Here is an 18743-nt window from a genome sequence, read left to right as displayed (position 1 = left end):
TCACGTCGAACGGTACCGGAGACGGTGGACTCAAAAGTCATTGAATGCATTCTCTTCACTTGTTGACGTGCCGAACGATGAGAACCGGGCAATCCGCAGTATGGAGCAGTGCCCGACTAGTCGATCCGAGGAGCATTCCCGCGAATCCGCCGCGCCCGCGACTGCCGACGACGATCAATTGCGCCGTCTCCGCGTATTCACTGAGAACGCGGACCGGACGGTCACGCGCGACGACTCTCTCGACGACGACGTCTGGGTAGCGCTCGGTGAAACCAGCCAATTGCTCGGCAAGGACAACTTCCTCACCTGTCTGGATGCTGCTCCACAGTGGATCGTCGGGGGTGGCGCCCAGGGAGGGCTGCACGCTCACATCGCTCCACACGTTGACCGCGATCAATGTTGCACCCCGAGCGGATGCCTGTTCGAAAGCATGCTCGACTGCCTCGATGCTGCTTTCGGATCCATCGACACCGACGACGACAGGACCTTCGGTCGGCGGTCGACCATCAAGCGTCCGGCCCCGGACTACCGCCACCGGAGATTCGCCGTGCGAGACGACCGACACCGTCGCGGAACCGACGACCAATCCGGTGAATTCACCATGCCCGCGGGGCCCGAGCGCAATGATGTACGCGCCCTTGGACAATTCGATCAGGCGATCGGAGACGCTGCCGTCGAGTAGTTCGGTGACGATCTCGAGGTCGTCGTCGATGCTTTGTCGCGCGAGGATCTGCGCGCTGTCCAGACGAGCGGTGGCTGTGCGGCGAAGTTCGTCCTTGAAGCTCTCGGCGAGGTACGGCTCGGAGTAGTAGAAAGCGGGGATGTGCACCACCGTCGCGATGTGCAGCGGACGACCGAGCGCCACCGCCGTTCGAGCGGCCCAGACGACAGCCGACGACGCCGATTCCGAGCCGTCCACTGCCACGACTACGGGTTTGGTTGCACTCATGTTCGTCCCTCCACGATCGACCAGAGAATCTCTTCGCCCTCACACTATTGCCCAATGACGGCAAAAAGGATTCATCAGCCGACGCGAGTCCCGAATCGGACATTCCGAGTTCGGGTGGACTGCGGCAACGGCCCCGCCAACATCCCTTTCGGGCGTCAACGAGGCCACCGGTGCCGGATTCGCACGCAAATCCTGGCTACTCGATCCACGTTAGGCGAAGAACCCGACCGGTCAGAAGTGAAAAAAGTCCCATATGAAAGCGCCGAAAATCGGGTTTCGTGCGCAAGAGATCCCGAATCACCCGATCTGCTGTGCGCCTTTATTAACCGCCGGCGGTTAATAAAGGCGCACGGCAGGGTCAGTCACAAATCTTGCGGAACTTCTCGATCAGCTGAACACGGCCGTTGCGATCGGCCGCCAACGGCGTGACGTTGAGCGTCGTGACGCCAGCTTCGGCGAAGGCTGCGACGCGTTCCTTGACGTAGCTCTCGGGACCGATCAACGACACGGCGCGAACCAGCTCGTCCGGGACCGCTGCTGCGGCCTCGTCCTTCTTGCCCGCGAGGTAGAGATCCTGAATCTTCTCGGCGGCCTCTTCGTAGCCGTATCGCACCGCGAGGTCGTTGTAGAAGTTCTTGCCCTTGGCGCCCATACCGCCGATGTAGAGCGCAAGGCTCGGGCGTACCCAGTCGAGCATGTGGTCGACGTCGTCACCGATGGCCAGGGCCGGCGACGCGTACACCTGAAGCTCGCCGAGGCTCGGATCGCGCTTGGCCTTGCCCTTCGCAATCGGCTCGCCCCATACGCTTGCTGCCTTTTCCGGATGGAAGAAGATGGGTTCCCAGCCTTCGGCGATCTCAGCCGTCAGTTCGACGTTCTTGGGTCCGAGCGAAGCGATCAGGATCGGGATGCGCTCACGCACAGGATGATTGATCAGCTTGAGCGGCTTGCCCAGTCCGGTGCCCTTCTCGGCAGGGAGCGGAACCTGGTAGTACTTGCCCTGGTATTCGACCTTCTCGCGGCGCCACACCTGACGGCAGATCTCGACGACCTCACGCGTGCGTCCCAACGGAGCGTCGTACTTGACGCCGTGGAATCCCTCGATCACCTGCGGTCCGGAAGCACCCAGGCCCATAACGAAGCGACCGTTGGAGACGAAGTCCAGGCCCGCTGCCGTCATGGCGGTCAACGAGGGCGTACGGGTGTAGATCTGGAAGATTCCCGAAGCGAGTTCGATGGTGGACGTCTTGGCCGCCAGGTAACCGAGCTGGCTGACCGCGTCGAAGGAATACGCTTCCGGAACGAAGGCGATGTCCAGGCCCGCCTTCTCCAGGTCACCGACCTCTTCGACGGTTTCGGCGAACCCGCCGCTGTAGTTCAAACCCATACCGATACGCACGTTGTAACCCCAATCCAGACGATTGCCGCCGTGTGCGACGCGCACACAGCCTTGGTACTCCCATCGAACACTTAACTCACATCGAACACTACGGAACATGAGTCCGCATTCATGTGACTACCCCGTTCGTATTCGATGACCGAAACGAACGGGGTAGCGGGAGAACCTGGAGAGGTCAGGATTCTTCGGGGCGAACCACCATGACGGGGCACTTGGCCGAAGCGATCAGGGTATTGCTGGTCGAGCCGAGGAGCATGCCACGGAATCCGCCACGGCCACGGCTGCCGACTACAACAAGCTGCGCTTTTGCCGACCAGTCCAGCAGCCGTCCTCGTGGGTTGTCGAGGTATACCTCGCGCCGGACCTTCACGTCCGGGTACTGCTCGGACCAACCGGCCAAGCTCTCGCTGAGTACTGCGTGCTCTTCCTCTTCGAGAGACTGCGGGGCAAGCGCAGCTGCCCTCGGGTCTTCGAATGCCGCGCTACCGAGGTCACTCCACACGTGCAGCGCCACCAACTCGGCACCGCGGAACGCTGCTTCCTCGAATGCCGCGCCCACTGCTTGCGCGCTGAGCGCACTGCCGTCGACGCCGACCACGACGGGTCCCTCCGAAGGCACTGCGCCGTCGCGGTCCCGTACGACGATGACCGGGCACTTGCCGTGACTGGCAACACCGACCGCTGTATTGCCGAGAACTGCCGTCGCCGCCTTGCCTGAAGCGGACGCTCCGACAACGACCCGCCTGGCCTGCGCCGAACTCTCGATCAACCACTGAGTTGCGCTACCGATGGCGATTTCGGTGTGAACTTCGAGTTTCGGATCGATCTCATGGGCGAATTGTTCCGCCTCTGCCAAGATCGCTTTTCCCGCCTCTTCGACCCATTCGTACACCCCACCCGCGTCGACGTACGGTCCGCCGAAACCGTAAGGCGCGAAGTCGAGAGCGTGGATGATGTCGAGTCGCAATTCGCGCTGGGCGGCGATTTTCGCGGCCTCGCGGAGCGCAGTGGACGCAGTGTCCGAACCCTCGACTCCGACAACAACACTGTTATGTTCGCGTGAACTCATGTGCCCACCTTCCTGAAGAAGTAACCGAGCCACTTTCACTCTAACCATCCCACTTGTCCGGCTTTTTTGGGGTCGCCCCCTCTTCATTTCGGGGACTTAGGTCCCCGAAACTGTTGACGGATAGGAGAATTAGCAGAGCAATCAGGACCAGGTGTGAACGGGATCTCCCGCCCGCATGTTCTCGACGTAACCGCGGAGCATTCCGGTGAGCGCAGTCGAGCGGTCCGCGCCCGAGGCCTCCGCACGCGCCACGTGCTCTCGTTGCCAGGCGGCACCGGTCTGCCGATTCAGGCACCGCCCCTCGATGACGCCGAGATACCGATCGCGGGCCGCGGCGGACAATCCGAAGTCCGCCAAACCCTCGTCCGCCAACGGCAGCAGCCTTCGCAGGACCAACTCGTCGGCACCGACCCAACCGATCTCCGGCCAGTACAAAGTTGCGTCGAGTCCGTACTTGGCGCCGATGTGCAGGTTCTCTTCTGCCGCATGGAACGACATGTGCGACCACAGTGGCCGCTCCGCGTTCACCAGCGCCCGAACTGTGCCGTAGTAGAAGGCCGCATTGGCCATGATGTCGACGACAGTCGGTCCGGCCGGCAGCACTCGATTCTCGATACGCAAGTGCGGCTTGCCATCCGAGCAGTCGTACACCGGACGATTCCAGCGATAGACCGTGCCGTTGTGCATCTGAAGCTCGCTCAACTCCGGAACCCCGCCCGCCGCGAGCACTTCCAGTGGATCGGTGTCCGACACGTCAGGCAGCAGGGCCGGGAAGTACCGTGAATTCTCTTCGAACAAGTCGAGCACCGAGTGGATCCACCGCTCACCGAACCACACCCGCGGCCGCACACCTTGGTTCTTCAGCTCGAAAGTTCTTGTGTCCGTGGCCTGCTCGAAGATCGGGATGCGCGATTCGTGCCAGAGCGCCTTGCCTGCCAGGAAAGGAGAATTGGCCGCCAACGCCACCTGTACGCCGGCCAGACACTGCGCGGCATTCCAATGCGCGGCAAACTCTTCCGGCGCAACGCGGAGATGCAACTGCATGGACGTACATGCCGCCTCCGGGACTACCGAATTGGTATCGGCCCGAAGAATTTCCACGTCGCTGCCAGGTAGCGCGACACCTTCGACGTCGAGTTCGATGTCCTCGCCTCGAGCGGTGAAAATTTGCTCGTTGAGCAATTCGTAGCGCGGGTTCGCGGTGATCCACTCTCGATCGAGATGCTCGAGTTGCAGAGTCGGCAGCATCCCGATCATCACCATCTCGGCGTCGTGCGCATGGATTCGCGCGTCTGCGACGTCGAGAGAGGCGCGCAGTTTCTTTTCCAATTCGAAAGTTGCATCACCGGTGAGTGGGCCGGGTTCGACGTTCATCTCGACGTTGAACTGTCCGAGCTCGGTTTGGAAAACCGCGGCGTCGTCGATGGATTCGAGCACTTCACGGTTGGACATCGCAGGAGCCATGTCCCCGTTCACCAGGTTGAATTCGATCTCCATGCCCAGCAGCGGCGCCGGCTTGTCGACGGCGTCTCGGAAGTCACCACCGTCGAGCATCTGCTTCATGGCGTCGACGCATGACCGCACTTTCTTGCGAAAGAGCCTACGGTCCGCCCGCGTGAATTCTCGCGCCGTGACTTCTGCACCCATCGCGCATTCCCCCTTCGACGATCAACGTCACTGAAGGCTATCCGGCCGGTGTCACCGACAAACGAGAACTGCGGTGGCACCGGGAAGAATTTCCCGACGCCACCGCAGTTCTCCGAAAGTTTCTCTTACGAGTTGTCTACCCAGGTGACAGCCACGCCGCGAGCCTGCAGCCACGCTGCGGGATCGACCTTTGCGCCGTTCTCGGCAACCTCGAAGTGCAGGTGCGGGCCGGTGGACTGTCCACGGTTACCCACTGTGGCGATCTGCTGGCCCGCATTGACGCGCTGGCCGACGTTGACCTGGTAGTCGTTGACGTGGCCGTAGGTGGTGACCGTGCCGTCGTCGTGCTGCACGCGGACCCAGAGACCGAAACCTGACGCCGGGCCGGCGTCGATGACCTGGCCGTCGGCTGCGGCCAGGATCGGCGTACCGATCGGAGCCGCGATGTCGAGACCGCCGTGGTGTGCTCCCCAGCGCGAACCGAAGGTGGAGGTCAGCGTTCCGGACACCGGCTGCACGGTGCGAGCAGAGGTGCCGGGGTTGATCCCCGAGAGGAACTGCTGTGCCTGCGTGTTGAGATCGGCAGCAAAATCGGGAAGCTCGGGAATGTCGAGTGCGGGAAGTGCCGCCAATTCAGCCGGAACGACAACGCCCTCGGGAAGCAGACCCTGCGGGATTTCGATGCCGGCGATGGTCTGTGTTGCCGGCGCCGCAGCAGCGGTTCCTGCACCCATCTGGCCTGCACCGACGAGGAGTGCACCGGTAGCCGCAGCTACGACACCCGCCTTGACACCGGCACCAGGGCCAGCCGACGGGGTGCGGTGGCGGCCGCTTGCTGCCTCGGGATCGATCTCGAAGACAACATCGTCATTGCCCGTGCGGTGGTGGTTTCCCACAGTGTGTACTCCGTCAGTCGTCGGCGTGCAGCGTCCTTCTGATGAAGCCCGCTCCTCTGTCTGCCGAAGAATGTAACAGTTTGATCAAGGCGGCCGCCACCGTTACCCGATCTTGACCAAAACTATTTCTCGCCGTTCTGTCGGCTGGCGTCCAGTTCTGACTTGAACGCGTCGTATCGTGCCCGGTGAGCGGGTCGGCGACGAATGATCGCCCACGCGATTCCCAGAACCACGAACCAGATCGGCGTGACGACAAGTGCCTGCAGGGTGTCGTCCTTGGTTGTCAGCGCCCAGAGGATGAAGACGAAGAACGCGAGCACGACCCAGCACATCACGATGCCGCCGGGCATCTTGAACTTCGACGCCTCGTGCAGGTGCGGACGACGCTTCCGGTACACCATGTAGCTCGCCAGAATGATCGTCCACACGAACATGAACAGCAGCGCCGAGATGGTCGTGACGACGGTGAAGGCCTCGATCACGGAATCGCCCGAGAACAGCAGGATCAGCGACGCCAGCAAGAAGATGCAGGAGAACATCAGGGCGTTCGCGGGGACCTTGCGCGAGTTCAGCTTGCCGAGTGCCCGCGGTGCGTCGCCCTCCTGCGCAAGACCGAACACCATGCGCGAGGTGGAGTAGATACCCGAGTTGGCCGAAGATGCCGCGGAGGTCAGCACGACGAAGTTGATGACAGATGCAGCGATGCCGAGGCCGGCGAGTGTGAACATGGCGACGAACGGACTCTTGTCTGCGCTGATTTCGCGCCACGGAGTCACCGCGATGATCACGGTCAGTGCAACGACGTAGAACAGCAGGACACGAATGGGGATGGAGTTGATGGCCTTCGGCAGGTTCTTCTCCGGGTCCTTCGCCTCGGCGGCGGTGGTGCCGACCAGTTCGATGCCCACGAAGGCGAACACGGCGATCTGGAAGCCGGCCACGAAGCCCATGAATCCGGTCGGGAACATGCCGCCGTCGTTCCAGAGGTTGTCGATACCCGAGGTGGCACCGTTCGGCGCCGTGAACCCGGAGACGACCATGACGATGCCGACGATGATCAGGCTGACGATGGCGACGATCTTGATCAGCGCGAACCAGAACTCGGTTTCACCGAAGGCGCGAACGGTCGGGAGATTGAGGAGCAGCAGCGCCGCGATCGTCAGCAAAGCAGGTATCCATGCCGCGAGACCTGGCCACCAGTATTTGAAGTATCCGGAAATCGCGATGACGTCCGCGATGCCGGTGACGATCCAGCAGAACCAGTAGGTCCAGCCGGTGAAGAATCCCGCCCAAGGGCCCAGCAGATCCGCGGCGAAGTCGGAGAACGACTTGTACGCCATGTTCGAGAGCAGCAACTCCCCCATCGCCCGCATGACGAAGAAGAGCATGAAGCCGATGATCATGTACACGAAGATCACGGAAGGCCCGGCAAGCGAGATCGTCTTGCCCGATCCCATGAACAGTCCGGTGCCGATGGCACCACCAATGGCGATCAGCTGGATATGCCGGTTGGACAGCTGACGTGAGAGGTGGGGGTCTTCGCCGGACGGCTTCGTCAGGTCTGGTGTATTCGCGTGGTCGGACACGGAGGATCCCCCTCGTCATACGGTTCATCCGGGGCATCGAAATCGTGCCCGTCGGGGGAACCTCGGAAAATGTGCTCTCTCAAAGTACGCGTGCACTGGCTCACATCAAGCATCGGAAAGCGGACGCCGATAACCTGTCGAGGTGAACACTGACAGCACGGCCCATCAAGACGGACATATCGCCGCGACGCTGTTCGATTTCTCCGGAACCCTCTTCCGTTTGGAGGAGAGCGACGATTGGACCGAGCACCTCGTCGATCATCAAGGCGATCCGCTCGACGTGCACGCTCAAGCCGAGTTGATGCGTCGGATGACCGCGCCGGTGGGCAGAACCGTCGAGATGGACGAAGCCGGGATCTACGCGTGGGAGAACCGCGACCGGGATCCGAAGTTGCATCGTCAGGCTTACCTCGACGTGTTGAGTAAGTCCGGGGTGCCCGATCCCGTTCGAGCCGAAGCTTTCTACGCGCTGCTGGTCGATCCGGACCAGTGGTCGCCGTACCCGGATACCGGTGAGGTCCTGAAGTCATTGTCGGAGAAGGGCGTACGCACTGCCGTCTTGAGCAACATCGCCTTCGACATCCGTCCGGCGTTCGTCGACCGCGGCTGGGACGTCTGGGTCGACGAGTTCGTCCTGTCGTTCGAGGTGGGTGCAGTCAAACCGGAACCCGCGATCTTCGAATACGCCCTGGCACAGCTGGATGTGGATGCGGCGCAGACCCTGATGATCGGAGACAGTGATGTCGCCGACGGCGCGGCCCGAGACGTCGGTTGCCAGTTCGCACTCGTCGATCCCCTGCCGACGACCGAACGCCCGCACTCGCTACTCGACGCAGTGCGGAAGTTCGGGCTTCTGTAGGGAGCGCTCAGACGCCTTCGGTGAGTTCGCGCAACGCCGCGTAGCGCTCGCGCACGTGGGGAGCTGGTTCGGCGTCGAATCGTCGCTCTTCCGGTTTCGGCCACACCGGCGCCTGCGTGCTCCCGGACAGTGCCCATGCTGCTTGCCTGCATGCCCCTTCGGCGACGTACTCACCCGGAGCAGGGATTACGACCGGAACTCCGAGAATTGCCGGCGCAATCTCACAGAGAGCGCGAGACTTCGCTCCGCCTCCGACGAGGAGAACTCGCTTCACCTCGACGCCCTGACGAACCAGATCGTCGACGCCGTCGGCCAAGCCGCACAGGAGCCCTTCGACTGCGGCGCGCGCGAAATGCGCCGGCGTCGAGTTCTGCAGCCGGAAGCCGTGCATTGCTCCCGTGGCGTCGGGGCGGTTGGGCGTCCGCTCGCCCTCGAAGTACGGAATCATGACCAGTCCGTCGTTTCCGAGGGGCGCGGTCAACGCCAACCGGGACAGTTCGGCGTGATCGACACCGAGAATGGACGCCGTCGCATCAAGAATGCGCGCGCCGTTGAGAGTGCACACGAGCGGCAGGTGCAGACCGGTTGCGTCCGCGAATCCTGCCACGTTTCCACTGGGATCGTGCGTGGGGGTGGCCGATACAGCCGACACGACGCCGGATGTTCCGATCGAGATGATCACGTCACCGGGGACTGCTCCCAAACCCAGTGCGGCTGCGGCATTGTCACCCGTACCCGGTCCGATGATTCCCCCGGAGTCAGTGCTTCCGATCTTGTCGTTCGGCGATGCAACTCGGGGAACATGGGGGGTGCGATCGCGAAATGCCAACGCCAGCAAGTCGGTACGGTATTCGCGCGTCGAGGCAGCGTAATAGCCGGTTCCACTTGCGTCGCCCGCGTCTGTGGCGAGCTCCTCGATTGAACCGGACCCGCCCAATTTCCAGGACAGCCAGTCATGCGGAAGACACACCGCGGCAGTGCGATCGGCGTTGCCTGGCTCGTGATCTGCGAGCCATCGAAGCTTGCTTGCCGTGACCGCGGCGACCGGAACTACGCCAACCGCGTCGGCCCACGCCTTCGATCCGCCGAGTTCTTCGACCAGATCCGTCGCAGCCTTCGCCGAACGAGTGTCGTTCCACAGCAGCGCCGGCCTGACGACCTCGCCGCCGCTGTCCAGACACACCATGCCGTGCTGTTGAGCTCCGACGGATACCGCTGCGACGTCGCCGAGCCCACCCGCCGCGGCGATTGCATTGTCCATCGCCTCGAGCCAGCATGTCGGATCTATCTCGGTACCGACGGGATGGGCCGCCCGTCCTTCTCGTACCAGTTCTCCCGAATCGGCATCACGGACAATGACTTTGCACGACTGGGTAGACGAATCGATACCGGCTACGAGGGTCACACTGGCGTCCTTTCCGAAGGACCGTCAGCTCGCGTTGGCGACCGCGGGCATCCGGTTGCTGCGCTTACGCAGCGATCGCACATATTCTGCGCGCTCGGTCTCCGTCATTCCACCCCAGATGCCGTACGGCTCGTGGACGGAGAGTGCGTGTTCGCGGCACTGCTGGAGCACGGGGCACGTCGCGCAGACCTTCTTGGCGTTGCGTTCACGGTTCTCGCGAGCGTGTCCACGCTCGCCGTCCGGGTGGAAGTACACCGCGGAATCGTGCCCACGGCACGCTCCCTGCAGCTGCCAGTCCCACACTTCGGCGGTCGGGTACGGCATCGGAAGGTGCTTGTGCATGATGGCGACCTCAATTCCTTACTCGGGTGAAACGGATTCGGGTGACTCTGGGCTGACGCCGGGTCGGGCTTATCGACGCCTGGCCGATTGGCCGAGTCGATGTGCACAGACCGTTGCGAGCTCGCCGGTGACCGGCGGAGTCAGCGCTACGACGCCGTCGTCGAGAATTGCCTGCAGCCTGCGGAAATACTCGTCCGGGGCGAGGCCGAAGGTTACAAAGATCTCTTCGTCAGGTCCACCGTCGAACTGCTGCCACTTACGTGCGAACTCGACGATCTCTTGTGTATCGGTGCGGCTCATCAGGTTCTCCCCTGTTTGTGCGCCCTGCTTCACAGAAACTGCGACTCGTCTCCTCGGACGCCCGTGGCAGTGAGTCAAGACACAGACTATGCCTACTTCTGCTTTTTCACAAGACTTACTTACGTCTTTTTGTGGACAAAGTATGCGAACTTTCGCACGCTGAAGTTACCGACGAGGAATGCTTGAATAGGACAATGACCCGACCGTCCACGACTCCGGCTACCGCGGGAGAGGTATTCACGCTGATACGCAGCGGTTCCGCGACCACGCGCAGCGAGATCGGGAAGCTCACCGGCCTGTCCAGGACGGCGGTATCGGCCAGGGTTGCAGCACTTCAATCGCTTGGTTTGATCGCCGATGACGACGAGGGCCCGTCGACGGGCGGCCGGCCGCCGTCCACTCTCACCTTCGCGAACTCGTCCGGCGTGGTTCTCGTCGTGGCAATCGGTCGATCGCGGGCACAACTTGCCGTCACCGACCTGGCGGGCACGATCCTCGCCGCAGAAGACATCGACAAGTCGGTCGGGGTCGGCCCCGACGAACTGATGCCCGAAATTGCCGAGCATCTTTCGTCACTACTGGCCCAGGTCCAACGCGCGTCTACCGAGGTCATCGGAATCGGACTGAGCATTCCCGGAACGGTCGACGTCGCCGCGGGAGCGAGCCTCGACTCTCCGATGATGGCGGGATGGGACGGCGTCGCTCTTGCCCCCTATCTGGCATCGGTGACCATGGCGCCACTGTTTGCCGACAACGATGCGAACGTGATGGCCCTGGCCGAATTGAGCGAACGACGCGAGAGCGCGCCCAACCTCCTGATGATCAAGGCGTCAACCGGCCTCGGCGCAGGAATCGTCATGGGCGGAATCCTCCAACGCGGTTCACTCGGAGCGTCCGGCGAGATCGGGCATACCAAAACCGCTGCAGCGCGGGGCATGAAGTGTCGCTGCGGTGATGTCGGCTGCGTCGAAACCGTCGCCAGCGGTTGGGCTCTCGTGCACGCCCTCCGAGATCAGGGCCGTAGCGTCGGGCACGTGCGTGACGTTGTCCGCCTCGCCCTGGACGGCGACAGCGAAGCCCGCCGGCTCATCAGAAGCAGCGGCCGACTGATCGGCGACGTCATTTCCGGCGCGGTAAACCTCCTCAATCCCGAGGTCCTGATCATCGGCGGCGACATGGCCGAGGCAGACGAGCTCTTCCTCGCCGGACTCCGGGAGTCCGTCTACGGCAACGCAACGGCGCTTGCCACCCGAAAGCTTCAGATCGCTTCGGTCAGCCACGGCGCACAATCCGGGATCCTCGGTTGTGCGGTTCTCGTCCTCGACCATCTGCTCAGCGCCAGGCAAATCGATCTGCGGATCGCCGCGTCGCTCCACACCTGAGCAACTGAGTCCTCGCATGCTCTGCGCCAAATAATCAGACCTTTCCGGCACCCCTTGTATTGAAGCTCACACTTCTGCATAATTCATTACCTACCGATCATTCGGTTGCCAATATCGACAATGAGATCGCGCAGGAACGCTCCGAGTCAGCCAAAAGCATGCACCGAGCACACCGGCAACGTCGCAGATCGAACAGCGTTTCTCCCCTGTTCCGACTTCGCAGTTCACCGCGCCGGTGAACCACGTGACTGGCAGAAAGTAGCTCGATGACCACAACCAGAACTGGCACCAAGCCCGCCGCGAAGGAGTACGACCGCGCCGCGATGGCGTCGATGGTCGGCACCACCGTCGAGTGGTACGACTTCTTCATCTACGCCCAAGCCGCAGCCCTGATCTTTGCCGACCTGTTCTTCAAGCCGATGGGCTCGGCAGGCCAGATCGTCTCCTACGTCACGGTCGGCATCAGCTTTGTCTTCCGTCCTCTCGGCGCCATCGTGGCCGGCTATCTCGGCGACAGACTCGGCCGTAAACGTGTCCTGGTCGCGACGTTGGCGATGATGGGGGCCGCGACGGTTCTCATCGGCGTGCTGCCGACGTATGCCTCGATCGGGATCTGGGCGCCGATCCTGTTGATCCTTCTCAGAATCGTGCAGGGATTCTCGACGGGCGGCGAATGGGGTGGGGCTGCTCTTCTTGCCGTCGAACACGCACCCACCAAGCGTCGAGGATTCTTCGGAGCGTTCGTCCAGATGGGCGTACCGCTCGGAATGTTGCTCGCCACCGGCGTTTTGGCACTGTGCACGTTCACCCTCACCGACGAACAGTTCACCACCTGGGGATGGCGAGTGCCGTTCCTGCTCAGCGTCGTGTTGATCGGCGTCGGCTTCTACATTCGAAGCAAGGTCAGCGAGTCACCCGTGTTCGCCGAACTCAAGGAACGCCGCACCGAGAGCAACACGCCGATCCGAACTCTGTTCAAGAAACACCCGAAGCAGGTCGTACTCGCGGCCCTCTCCTTCATCGGCACAAACGGCAACGGCTACATGGTGATCGGCGGATTCATCGTCGCGTACGCAACCAAGACCTACGGCCTGGGTAAGACCGAACTACTGATTGCCACGCTCGCAAGTGCAGTCACGTGGGGCGTTTTCACCATGATCGGCGCTTACTGGTCGGATCGGCGCGGCCGCACCACGGTGATGAACGTCGGCAACCTCGCAATGATCCTCTTCGCGGTGCCGTTCTTCCTCCTCATCGACACCGGCAATCTCGGCTGGATCTACGTGGCGATGATCCTGTTCTCGGTCGGACTCGGACTGTCGTACGGACCTCAACCGGCATTGTTCGCCGAACTTTTCCCAGCTTCGATCCGCTACAGCGGCGCGTCGATCTCCTACGCCGTCGGCACCATTTTCGGCGGCGCCTTTGCTCCCACCGTCGCCCAATGGCTCCTCGGCAAGACCGGTGGCACTCTTGCCATCTCGATCTATCTCGCCCTGTTGGCCGCAGTGTCGTTCGTCGCCACGATCCTCATCAAGGACCGATCTGGACGAGATCTGATGGTGTAATCGACCTGAATGAGAACGCCCCACGGCGTCGCGATGCCGGAGTTTGTCAGCCGAACTTTCGAATGGCGAACTCCGGCAACGTCTTCGCAGTATTCGCGGAGCGTACGATCTTGTGGTTCTTGCCTCTCATCAGCGCCAGTTGGATCCGCGATTCAATCAAGAATGCCCAGCGAGGCGATCGGTTCCAGGTCTTGTGCAACAACGTCTTCGTTGCTGCGACGGCGTCCGGTGAGCGCGTCATGATCTGCGACAGCAGTTCCTGTGCCGGCTTGAGCGGATTATCGCTGACTCCGCTCACGAAACCCCACTCGAGAGCCTGATTTCCGTCGAATAGTTCAGCAGTCATGGCGAGGCGTTTCACGACGTCCATTGCCGCGAGTTCGCGCATCGTGACCGTTCCGGTCATGTCGGGGATCAATCCCCACTTCGCCTCCATCACCGAGAACGTGCAATCAGGGGTGGTGAATCGAAAGTCTGCGGCGAGCGCCAATTGCAGTCCCCCGCCGAAGCAGTGGCCGTGAACGACCGCGATGACCGGCACGGGCAATTCGCGCCACACCCAGCACGCACGTTGAAAGAGGTTGGTCTTCTGACCGGGAAATTTCGCAAAGGCCTTGGCCATCCGGCTCGGCTGCTTGCCGGCAGAAGCGAAGTCCAATCCGGCCGAGAATGCGTCGCCCGCGCCTTGCAGAACCACGCCCCGGATCGAACGATCAGTTCTGATCGTTCGGGCCGCGTCCACCAGCGCGTCGAGCATGTCCAGATCGAGACCGTTGAGTTTCTCCGGCCGGTTCAGCGTCACGTACGCCACCGACTGCACTACCTCGACACGAACACGATCACTCACGGCAACTCCTCCGATTCGACATATCCCCGACGAACTTACCTGAGAGTAAGTTCGTCGGGGATTCGTCATACCATCTCGGCAAGAAGTTCCATCGTCACTTGCCCGGCCGGATCCGAATCAGTGGATGAAGGCACGGCCACGACGGTGTCCACACCGACCGCTCGATACGCCTCGAGTTGCTCGCGCGCATCGGCCGCGGTTCCCACGATTCCCACTGTCGCGACCATCGCGTCCGAGACCTGACTCAAGATCTCTCGAGGCGCGGTCCCGGCCCTGGCTGCCTCGATCACGGATGCAAACCCTGCTCGTACGAACATGTCCGAGTACCCGGGGGCAGCGAGATACGGCACAAGCCCACGTCTGAGCTGATCGATCGACATCTGAGTTGGGCCTTCGGTTGCCACGGCCGCCGGCGCCCAAACCGACACCTGGGGCATCGGCGTTCCCATTTCAGCCGCGATTTCCTTGCACCGTGCGATCAGGCGCCCCGCTTGCTCCGGGCTGACCAGATTGAGCACCAGTTCGTCGCCCAACTCCACCGCGGCGCGAAGGGCCTTGTCTCCGAAAGCTGCAACGATCAACCGCCCACCCGGCGGCTGAAGTCGCAGTCGGTATCCACTGGTCCGCATCACCGTTCCGGCGACTTCGCCCCGCTCGCCGTTCATCAGCGCTCGCACAGCGCAGGCTGACTCCGCGAGTGCACGTGCGGCCCCGGATCTGCTTCGCCCATGCCATTTTTCGACCACGACAGTGCTGGACGTGCCCAACGCTATCGACACGTGACGCCCGGTTAGGTCGGCTACCGACGCCGCCCCGATCGCGATCATCGCCGGATCACGAACCGTCACCGCGAGCGGGCCGACCACCAACTCGGAGTGCTCGAAGCCGGCGCCGACTGACGTCGCCAGAGCAAAGGCGTCGTACGTCGCCATCTCCCCCACCCACACTCGGCCGAACCCCAGTTTGTCGGCGAGGCGTGCAGTAGTGGTCACCTCCCGCGGCGGACGGTCCTGCCACAAGCCCAGGGAGATATCGATCGTCGGCAGTCGGCTATTCGAAATCCCGCTATTCGAAATCGGAGACAAGACCCATTCCCTTCAAGAGTGTCGGACGGTCGTAGTATTCGAGCCACTCTGTGACCAGCCCGTCTGCCATGCTGAGGATTCCGACAACAGGAACGACGCCGTGGGTCCCGTCGAAGTGGAAATCGTCCACTCGCTGTACAAAAACCCTGCCGTCGATCACGCCGAGCGACTCGATCTTCAGGGTGATCCGTTCACACTTGCTTGCCAGCAATGCAATTCGGCCCGCTACAGCCTCCTTGCCGACAAGAGGTTCCTGCATCACGCTGTGGAGCACACCGTCTTCGGCGAACAGGTCGACGACGCGTGCCCAGTCCATGACGTCCCACGCCTGGAACATCTCACGCGCCAACGCAAGCTTGTCACTGTCGTTCATCACACTCATGCCACACTCTTCTGTCGAAGCTCACGCTTGAGGATCTTTCCGGTCGAATTGCGCGGCAGTTCTTTCCGAATCTCCAGCCGCTCGGGAAGTTTGTACGACGCGATGCGCTTGTCTTTCAGGAACGCAACCAGAGCATCGAGTTCGAGTTCCGTCTCGGGTCGAAGTGTCACCACTGCTGCGACGCGCTCACCGAGCACTTCGTCGGGGTCGCCGATGACGGCCACGTCCGCGACGGCCGGATGCTCGGCGATCAACCCCTCCAATTCGGCCGGAGCGATGTTCATTCCACCGCGGATCACCAGGTCCTTGCCGCGATCCAGGTAGCGGAGGAATTGTCCGTGATCACCGGCAATCTCGAAGATATCTCCGGTGCACAGGAATCCGCGCTCGTCGAACGGTGACGGTCGATCGCCGAGATAGCCGGCAAAGACCGTCGGTCCGCTGATTCGCAACTCACCCGGGTGCCCGACTTCGGTGATGTCCTCGCCGGTGACCACGTCGACCAGGCGAACGTCCATCCAGTCCGAGATCCTGGTGCTCCAGCGAAAGTTCTCGACACCGAAACGAGGGAAGTACCGTGCGCGGTCGTCCGGATCCGGCATGTCCGCAGGCGAGGAGAGCAGACTGATGCCTTCGTTGGATCCGAAGAAGTTGATGACTCCGATTCCATATCGCTCCTGCCATCCCCGCACCATCGGAGGTTGCAGTGGCACAGAACCCGAACCGATCCGCGTCAAGCTCGACAGATCGACCGCCGCGAGCATCGACTCGTCGGCAAGCAGCATCCACAACAGAGCAGGCGGCGCTACCGTGTATGTCACTCGCTCGGCCTCGATCTGCCCGAGGAACACTCGAAGGTCGAACGGGTGGTGCTGTACCAGTACACATCCCGTGCGGAGCCAGGGCAGGAACATTCCGTTGATTCCGGCCATGTTGACCATCGGGAACGGGTTAAGCAGGACGTCGTCGACGACGATGTCGGGAGCATCGATCGTGGCCCAGCAGATGGCCAGCCACTCGTAGTGCGAACGTGGGACCCCCTTCGGCTCGCTTTCGGTTCCGGAGGTCCAACAGATCGTCATCGCGTCGTTGGGGTCGTTCGGATCTTCGGTGTTTCGTCTGTCCAGAGCACTTCGCTGCGATTCGGTGGCTGCCCGAGGACTCAGCCCCACGACGCCGGTAGGAAGCTCAGCCGGAAGCTCTGATTCGGGAGCGTAGACGAATACCGATCTCAGAGAGGCAATTCGGGATCTGATTGCAGCGATCTCCGTAGCCGGGAATCTGTCCCCGAAGCTGGGCACGGTGACAAATGCTGCAAACGCCGCCTGGTTGGCCATTCCTTCCACTTCACGTTCGCGGTACTGCATGGGCAAGGGTGAGACCACGATCCCCAGCGACCACGCTGCAAGGTAGACCTCGACCAGTTCGACGGTGTTAGGCATCTGAACGCCCAGAACGTCTCCCCGGCCCAAGCCTGCCTCGGTGAAGCGCGCAGCGAGCGAGATGACTTCGCTCTCCAGTTGGTTCCAACTGAGGCGTCTTGGATCTCCGCCGGACAACTCGCTGCGGTTCGCCGGATCAACTACGGCAAGCTCGTCCCCTCGGGCCCGCACCTGCGCCCGGAACACGTGATCGATCGTCTCGTCGGACCACCACCCTTTCGAGGTGTATTCGTCCACCTTGACGCGAGGATGCAATCCCCTGTGTGTCTTGTTCATTCGCGCACTCGATTCAGTTCTCGTAACGGCCGGAAATGTCGATCACGTCGCCCTGCTTCTCGAACGCCTGAGTAGCGGCATTCCACTCGAACGGCTGAAAGGCCAGGATTCCCAACGCATGGTCCGCGGTCATCGTGAACTTGATTCCGTCGATGAACATCGGCGGGTGGTAGTCCTGCGTTCGCGCGGCACTCATGATGGTGGCACGTGAGAGTCCGTCGGATGACTGAGAGGCCCGAGTGAAGTTGTCCACCAACAGGTCACCGATGGCCCAGCCGTTCACGGTGTAGCTGTTGGTCGGGGAATCTGCACCGTGAGCCGCTGCACCGGCGAGATAGTCGCGCACCGCCGCGTCGTCCTTGTAGAGAGCGTTGTTGGGATCTTTGAGCCACACCATCACCTGCTGCCCGTCGGCAGCATCACCGGCGGGTGCATACAGGGTCGCACCGTCGACGCAGTTCGACGGCTGAATCACGGTGTCGGGCTTCCATCCGACACGTCCGATCGCCTGAGTGATCGCGAGGCAGTCGGTAGTGACACCGGCGACCACCAAAACCTCGGCGCCGCTGGCCTTGAGAGTCGAAGCCGCCGTCTTGGGGTCGGTCAGCGCCTCCTCCGCCGCGATCTCGAAGTTGGTTCCTTCGATCGCGGACTTGAAGCCGTTGGCGATTCCCTGTCCGGACTCGGTCTGGTTCGTGGCCAGTGCGACCTTGGCGCCGTTCGGATACTTCTTCTTCAAGCTCTCGACCACTACCTCCATCTCGACGCCCGGATCCGGTAGATACTCCGTGGTCCACGGGAAGTCTTCGATGACCCGGAACTCGGGCATGCCTGCCTGCGCGAAGAGCAACGGCACGCAGGCAGTGGTCTGATCGTCCGCGATGGCGTTCAACTGCCCGGCCCCGAAGGTGCCCAGAACGTCGACCTTGTCCTTCTGAATGAACTCTCCGACGTTGGCTTTGGCGCGCTCCGGGGAGAATGCATCGTCCTTGACCACGACGTCGAGCTTGACGCCGCCGACGCCGCCGGCCGAGTTCTCCACCTCGAACCGTGCTCGCATTCCTTCGATCACGTTGCCGACGGCATCGGCGAGCGGGCCTGACGTCGGCCCACTCCATCCCACCGTGAGTTTGTCGGTGATCGGCGCTGCGGCACCGCTGGGATCACTGCAGTCGTCGACCGATACTGCGCCGGCCGATGTCGACGTGTTGCTCTCTGCGTCGGAGCTACCTCCGCAGGCCGAAAGGAGTAGTGCCGCAGCGGCGATGACTGCGGGAATCGTGGTCTGCCTTTTCATATCGTCCAGTTC

At 62.1% G+C, this 18743-nt stretch carries 17 protein-coding genes; 3 read left to right on the top strand and 14 right to left on the bottom strand.

The genetic code is table 11. From position 1 onward, the window contains the following. Positions 1–55: 55 nt before the first annotated feature. The 6 genes from B0E55_RS04260 to cycA all read right to left on the bottom strand — a co-directional run bounded on the left by B0E55_RS04260 (position 56) and on the right by cycA (position 7546). Entirely contained in the window at positions 56–949 is an 894-nt protein-coding gene (locus B0E55_RS04260; protein ID WP_003946389.1) for a universal stress protein, read from the bottom strand. Between the two features lie 358 nt (positions 950–1307). Beyond that, the gene (locus B0E55_RS04255) at positions 1308–2348 is read right to left on the bottom strand and encodes an LLM class F420-dependent oxidoreductase (RefSeq protein WP_007727670.1); all 1041 of its coding nucleotides are present in this window, start codon (positions 2346–2348) and stop codon (positions 1308–1310) included. A gap of 175 nt (positions 2349–2523) precedes the next feature. Continuing rightward, the gene (locus B0E55_RS04250) at positions 2524–3417 is read right to left on the bottom strand and encodes a universal stress protein (protein WP_019744789.1); all 894 of its coding nucleotides are present in this window, start codon (positions 3415–3417) and stop codon (positions 2524–2526) included. 141 nt (positions 3418–3558) lie between these two features. Then, on the bottom strand, positions 3559–5064 hold the full coding sequence (locus B0E55_RS04245; RefSeq protein ID WP_080909156.1) for a glutamate-cysteine ligase family protein: 1506 nt from the start codon (positions 5062–5064) through the stop codon (positions 3559–3561). Between the two features lie 125 nt (positions 5065–5189). Further along, the gene (locus B0E55_RS04240) at positions 5190–5960 is read right to left on the bottom strand and encodes a M23 family metallopeptidase (RefSeq protein ID WP_080909155.1); all 771 of its coding nucleotides are present in this window, start codon (positions 5958–5960) and stop codon (positions 5190–5192) included. A gap of 122 nt (positions 5961–6082) precedes the next feature. Beyond that, positions 6083–7546: a D-serine/D-alanine/glycine transporter gene (cycA, locus tag B0E55_RS04235; protein WP_019744791.1), complete on the bottom strand. Its 1464-nt coding sequence runs from the start codon at positions 7544–7546 to the stop codon at positions 6083–6085. A 142-nt stretch (positions 7547–7688) separates the two neighbouring features. Between cycA and B0E55_RS04230 the strand changes: the two genes are divergently transcribed. Next, complete coding sequence (locus B0E55_RS04230; protein ID WP_080909154.1) at positions 7689–8405, top strand: HAD family hydrolase; 717 nt, start codon at positions 7689–7691, stop codon at positions 8403–8405. Between the two features lie 7 nt (positions 8406–8412). Here B0E55_RS04230 and xylB read toward each other — a convergent pair whose 3' ends face one another. The 3 genes from xylB to B0E55_RS04215 form a co-directional block, all read right to left on the bottom strand. Continuing rightward, positions 8413–9810 (bottom strand): xylulokinase, encoded by a 1398-nt coding sequence (gene xylB / locus B0E55_RS04225; protein WP_080909153.1) that lies wholly within the window; start codon positions 9808–9810, stop codon positions 8413–8415. A 24-nt stretch (positions 9811–9834) separates the two neighbouring features. Continuing rightward, a complete protein-coding gene (locus tag B0E55_RS04220; RefSeq protein WP_003946343.1) occupies positions 9835–10152 on the bottom strand; it encodes a WhiB family transcriptional regulator in 318 nt (105 codons plus the stop codon). Between the two features lie 69 nt (positions 10153–10221). Then, complete coding sequence (locus tag B0E55_RS04215; RefSeq protein ID WP_020970382.1) at positions 10222–10452, bottom strand: DUF3263 domain-containing protein; 231 nt, start codon at positions 10450–10452, stop codon at positions 10222–10224. Positions 10453–10646: 194 nt separating this feature from the next. Here B0E55_RS04215 and B0E55_RS04210 point away from each other — a divergent pair, with 194 nt between their 5' ends. Together B0E55_RS04210 and B0E55_RS04205 are read left to right on the top strand one after the other, a co-directional pair. After that, the gene (locus tag B0E55_RS04210; RefSeq protein WP_080909152.1) at positions 10647–11834 is read left to right on the top strand and encodes an ROK family transcriptional regulator; all 1188 of its coding nucleotides are present in this window, start codon (positions 10647–10649) and stop codon (positions 11832–11834) included. Positions 11835–12100: 266 nt separating this feature from the next. Further along, entirely contained in the window at positions 12101–13402 is a 1302-nt protein-coding gene (locus B0E55_RS04205; protein ID WP_080909151.1) for an MFS transporter, read from the top strand. A 46-nt stretch (positions 13403–13448) separates the two neighbouring features. Here B0E55_RS04205 and B0E55_RS04200 read toward each other — a convergent pair whose 3' ends face one another. From B0E55_RS04200 to B0E55_RS04180, 5 genes are all read right to left on the bottom strand, one after another. Further along, positions 13449–14249: a crotonase/enoyl-CoA hydratase family protein gene (locus tag B0E55_RS04200; RefSeq protein ID WP_080909150.1), complete on the bottom strand. Its 801-nt coding sequence runs from the start codon at positions 14247–14249 to the stop codon at positions 13449–13451. Positions 14250–14314: 65 nt separating this feature from the next. Then, positions 14315–15268 (bottom strand): LLM class F420-dependent oxidoreductase, encoded by a 954-nt coding sequence (locus tag B0E55_RS04195; protein WP_257237272.1) that lies wholly within the window; start codon positions 15266–15268, stop codon positions 14315–14317. Positions 15269–15314: 46 nt separating this feature from the next. Next, on the bottom strand, positions 15315–15716 hold the full coding sequence (locus tag B0E55_RS04190; protein ID WP_019744799.1) for a nuclear transport factor 2 family protein: 402 nt from the start codon (positions 15714–15716) through the stop codon (positions 15315–15317). Next, positions 15713–17434, bottom strand: a complete 1722-nt coding sequence (locus B0E55_RS04185; RefSeq protein ID WP_080909149.1) for a class I adenylate-forming enzyme family protein — start codon at positions 17432–17434, stop codon at positions 15713–15715. Before B0E55_RS04185 ends, B0E55_RS04190 begins: the two co-directional genes overlap by 4 nt. A gap of 13 nt (positions 17435–17447) precedes the next feature. After that, positions 17448–18731 (bottom strand): ABC transporter substrate-binding protein, encoded by a 1284-nt coding sequence (locus B0E55_RS04180; RefSeq protein ID WP_020970386.1) that lies wholly within the window; start codon positions 18729–18731, stop codon positions 17448–17450. Positions 18732–18743 lie beyond the last annotated feature (12 nt).

Origin of the sequence: Rhodococcus sp. 66b, assembly GCF_002076325.1 — a bacterium.
GTDB classification, from domain to species: domain Bacteria; phylum Actinomycetota; class Actinomycetes; order Mycobacteriales; family Mycobacteriaceae; genus Rhodococcus_F; species Rhodococcus_F erythropolis.
The sequence above is the reverse complement of the archived record's forward strand: the minus strand, read 5'-3'. Positions and strand labels throughout refer to the sequence as shown.

What these genes read in the sequence shown, in the direction of transcription:
- B0E55_RS04245 (WP_080909156.1), bottom strand. Translation starts at nt 5,064, where the DNA reads ATGGGTGCAGAAGTCACGGCGCGAGAATTCACGCGGGCGGACCGTAGG.
- B0E55_RS04205 (WP_080909151.1), top strand. Translation starts at nt 12,101, where the DNA reads ATGACCACAACCAGAACTGGCACCAAGCCCGCCGCGAAGGAGTACGAC.
- B0E55_RS04260 (WP_003946389.1), bottom strand. Translation starts at nt 949, where the DNA reads ATGAGTGCAACCAAACCCGTAGTCGTGGCAGTGGACGGCTCGGAATCG.
- B0E55_RS04250 (WP_019744789.1), bottom strand. Translation starts at nt 3,417, where the DNA reads ATGAGTTCACGCGAACATAACAGTGTTGTTGTCGGAGTCGAGGGTTCG.
- B0E55_RS04190 (WP_019744799.1), bottom strand. Translation starts at nt 15,716, where the DNA reads ATGAGTGTGATGAACGACAGTGACAAGCTTGCGTTGGCGCGTGAGATG.
- B0E55_RS04185 (WP_080909149.1), bottom strand. Translation starts at nt 17,434, where the DNA reads ATGAACAAGACACACAGGGGATTGCATCCTCGCGTCAAGGTGGACGAA.
- B0E55_RS04180 (WP_020970386.1), bottom strand. Translation starts at nt 18,731, where the DNA reads ATGAAAAGGCAGACCACGATTCCCGCAGTCATCGCCGCTGCGGCACTA.
- B0E55_RS04215 (WP_020970382.1), bottom strand. Translation starts at nt 10,452, where the DNA reads ATGAGCCGCACCGATACACAAGAGATCGTCGAGTTCGCACGTAAGTGG.
- B0E55_RS04220 (WP_003946343.1), bottom strand. Translation starts at nt 10,152, where the DNA reads ATGCACAAGCACCTTCCGATGCCGTACCCGACCGCCGAAGTGTGGGAC.
- B0E55_RS04210 (WP_080909152.1), top strand. Translation starts at nt 10,647, where the DNA reads ATGACCCGACCGTCCACGACTCCGGCTACCGCGGGAGAGGTATTCACG.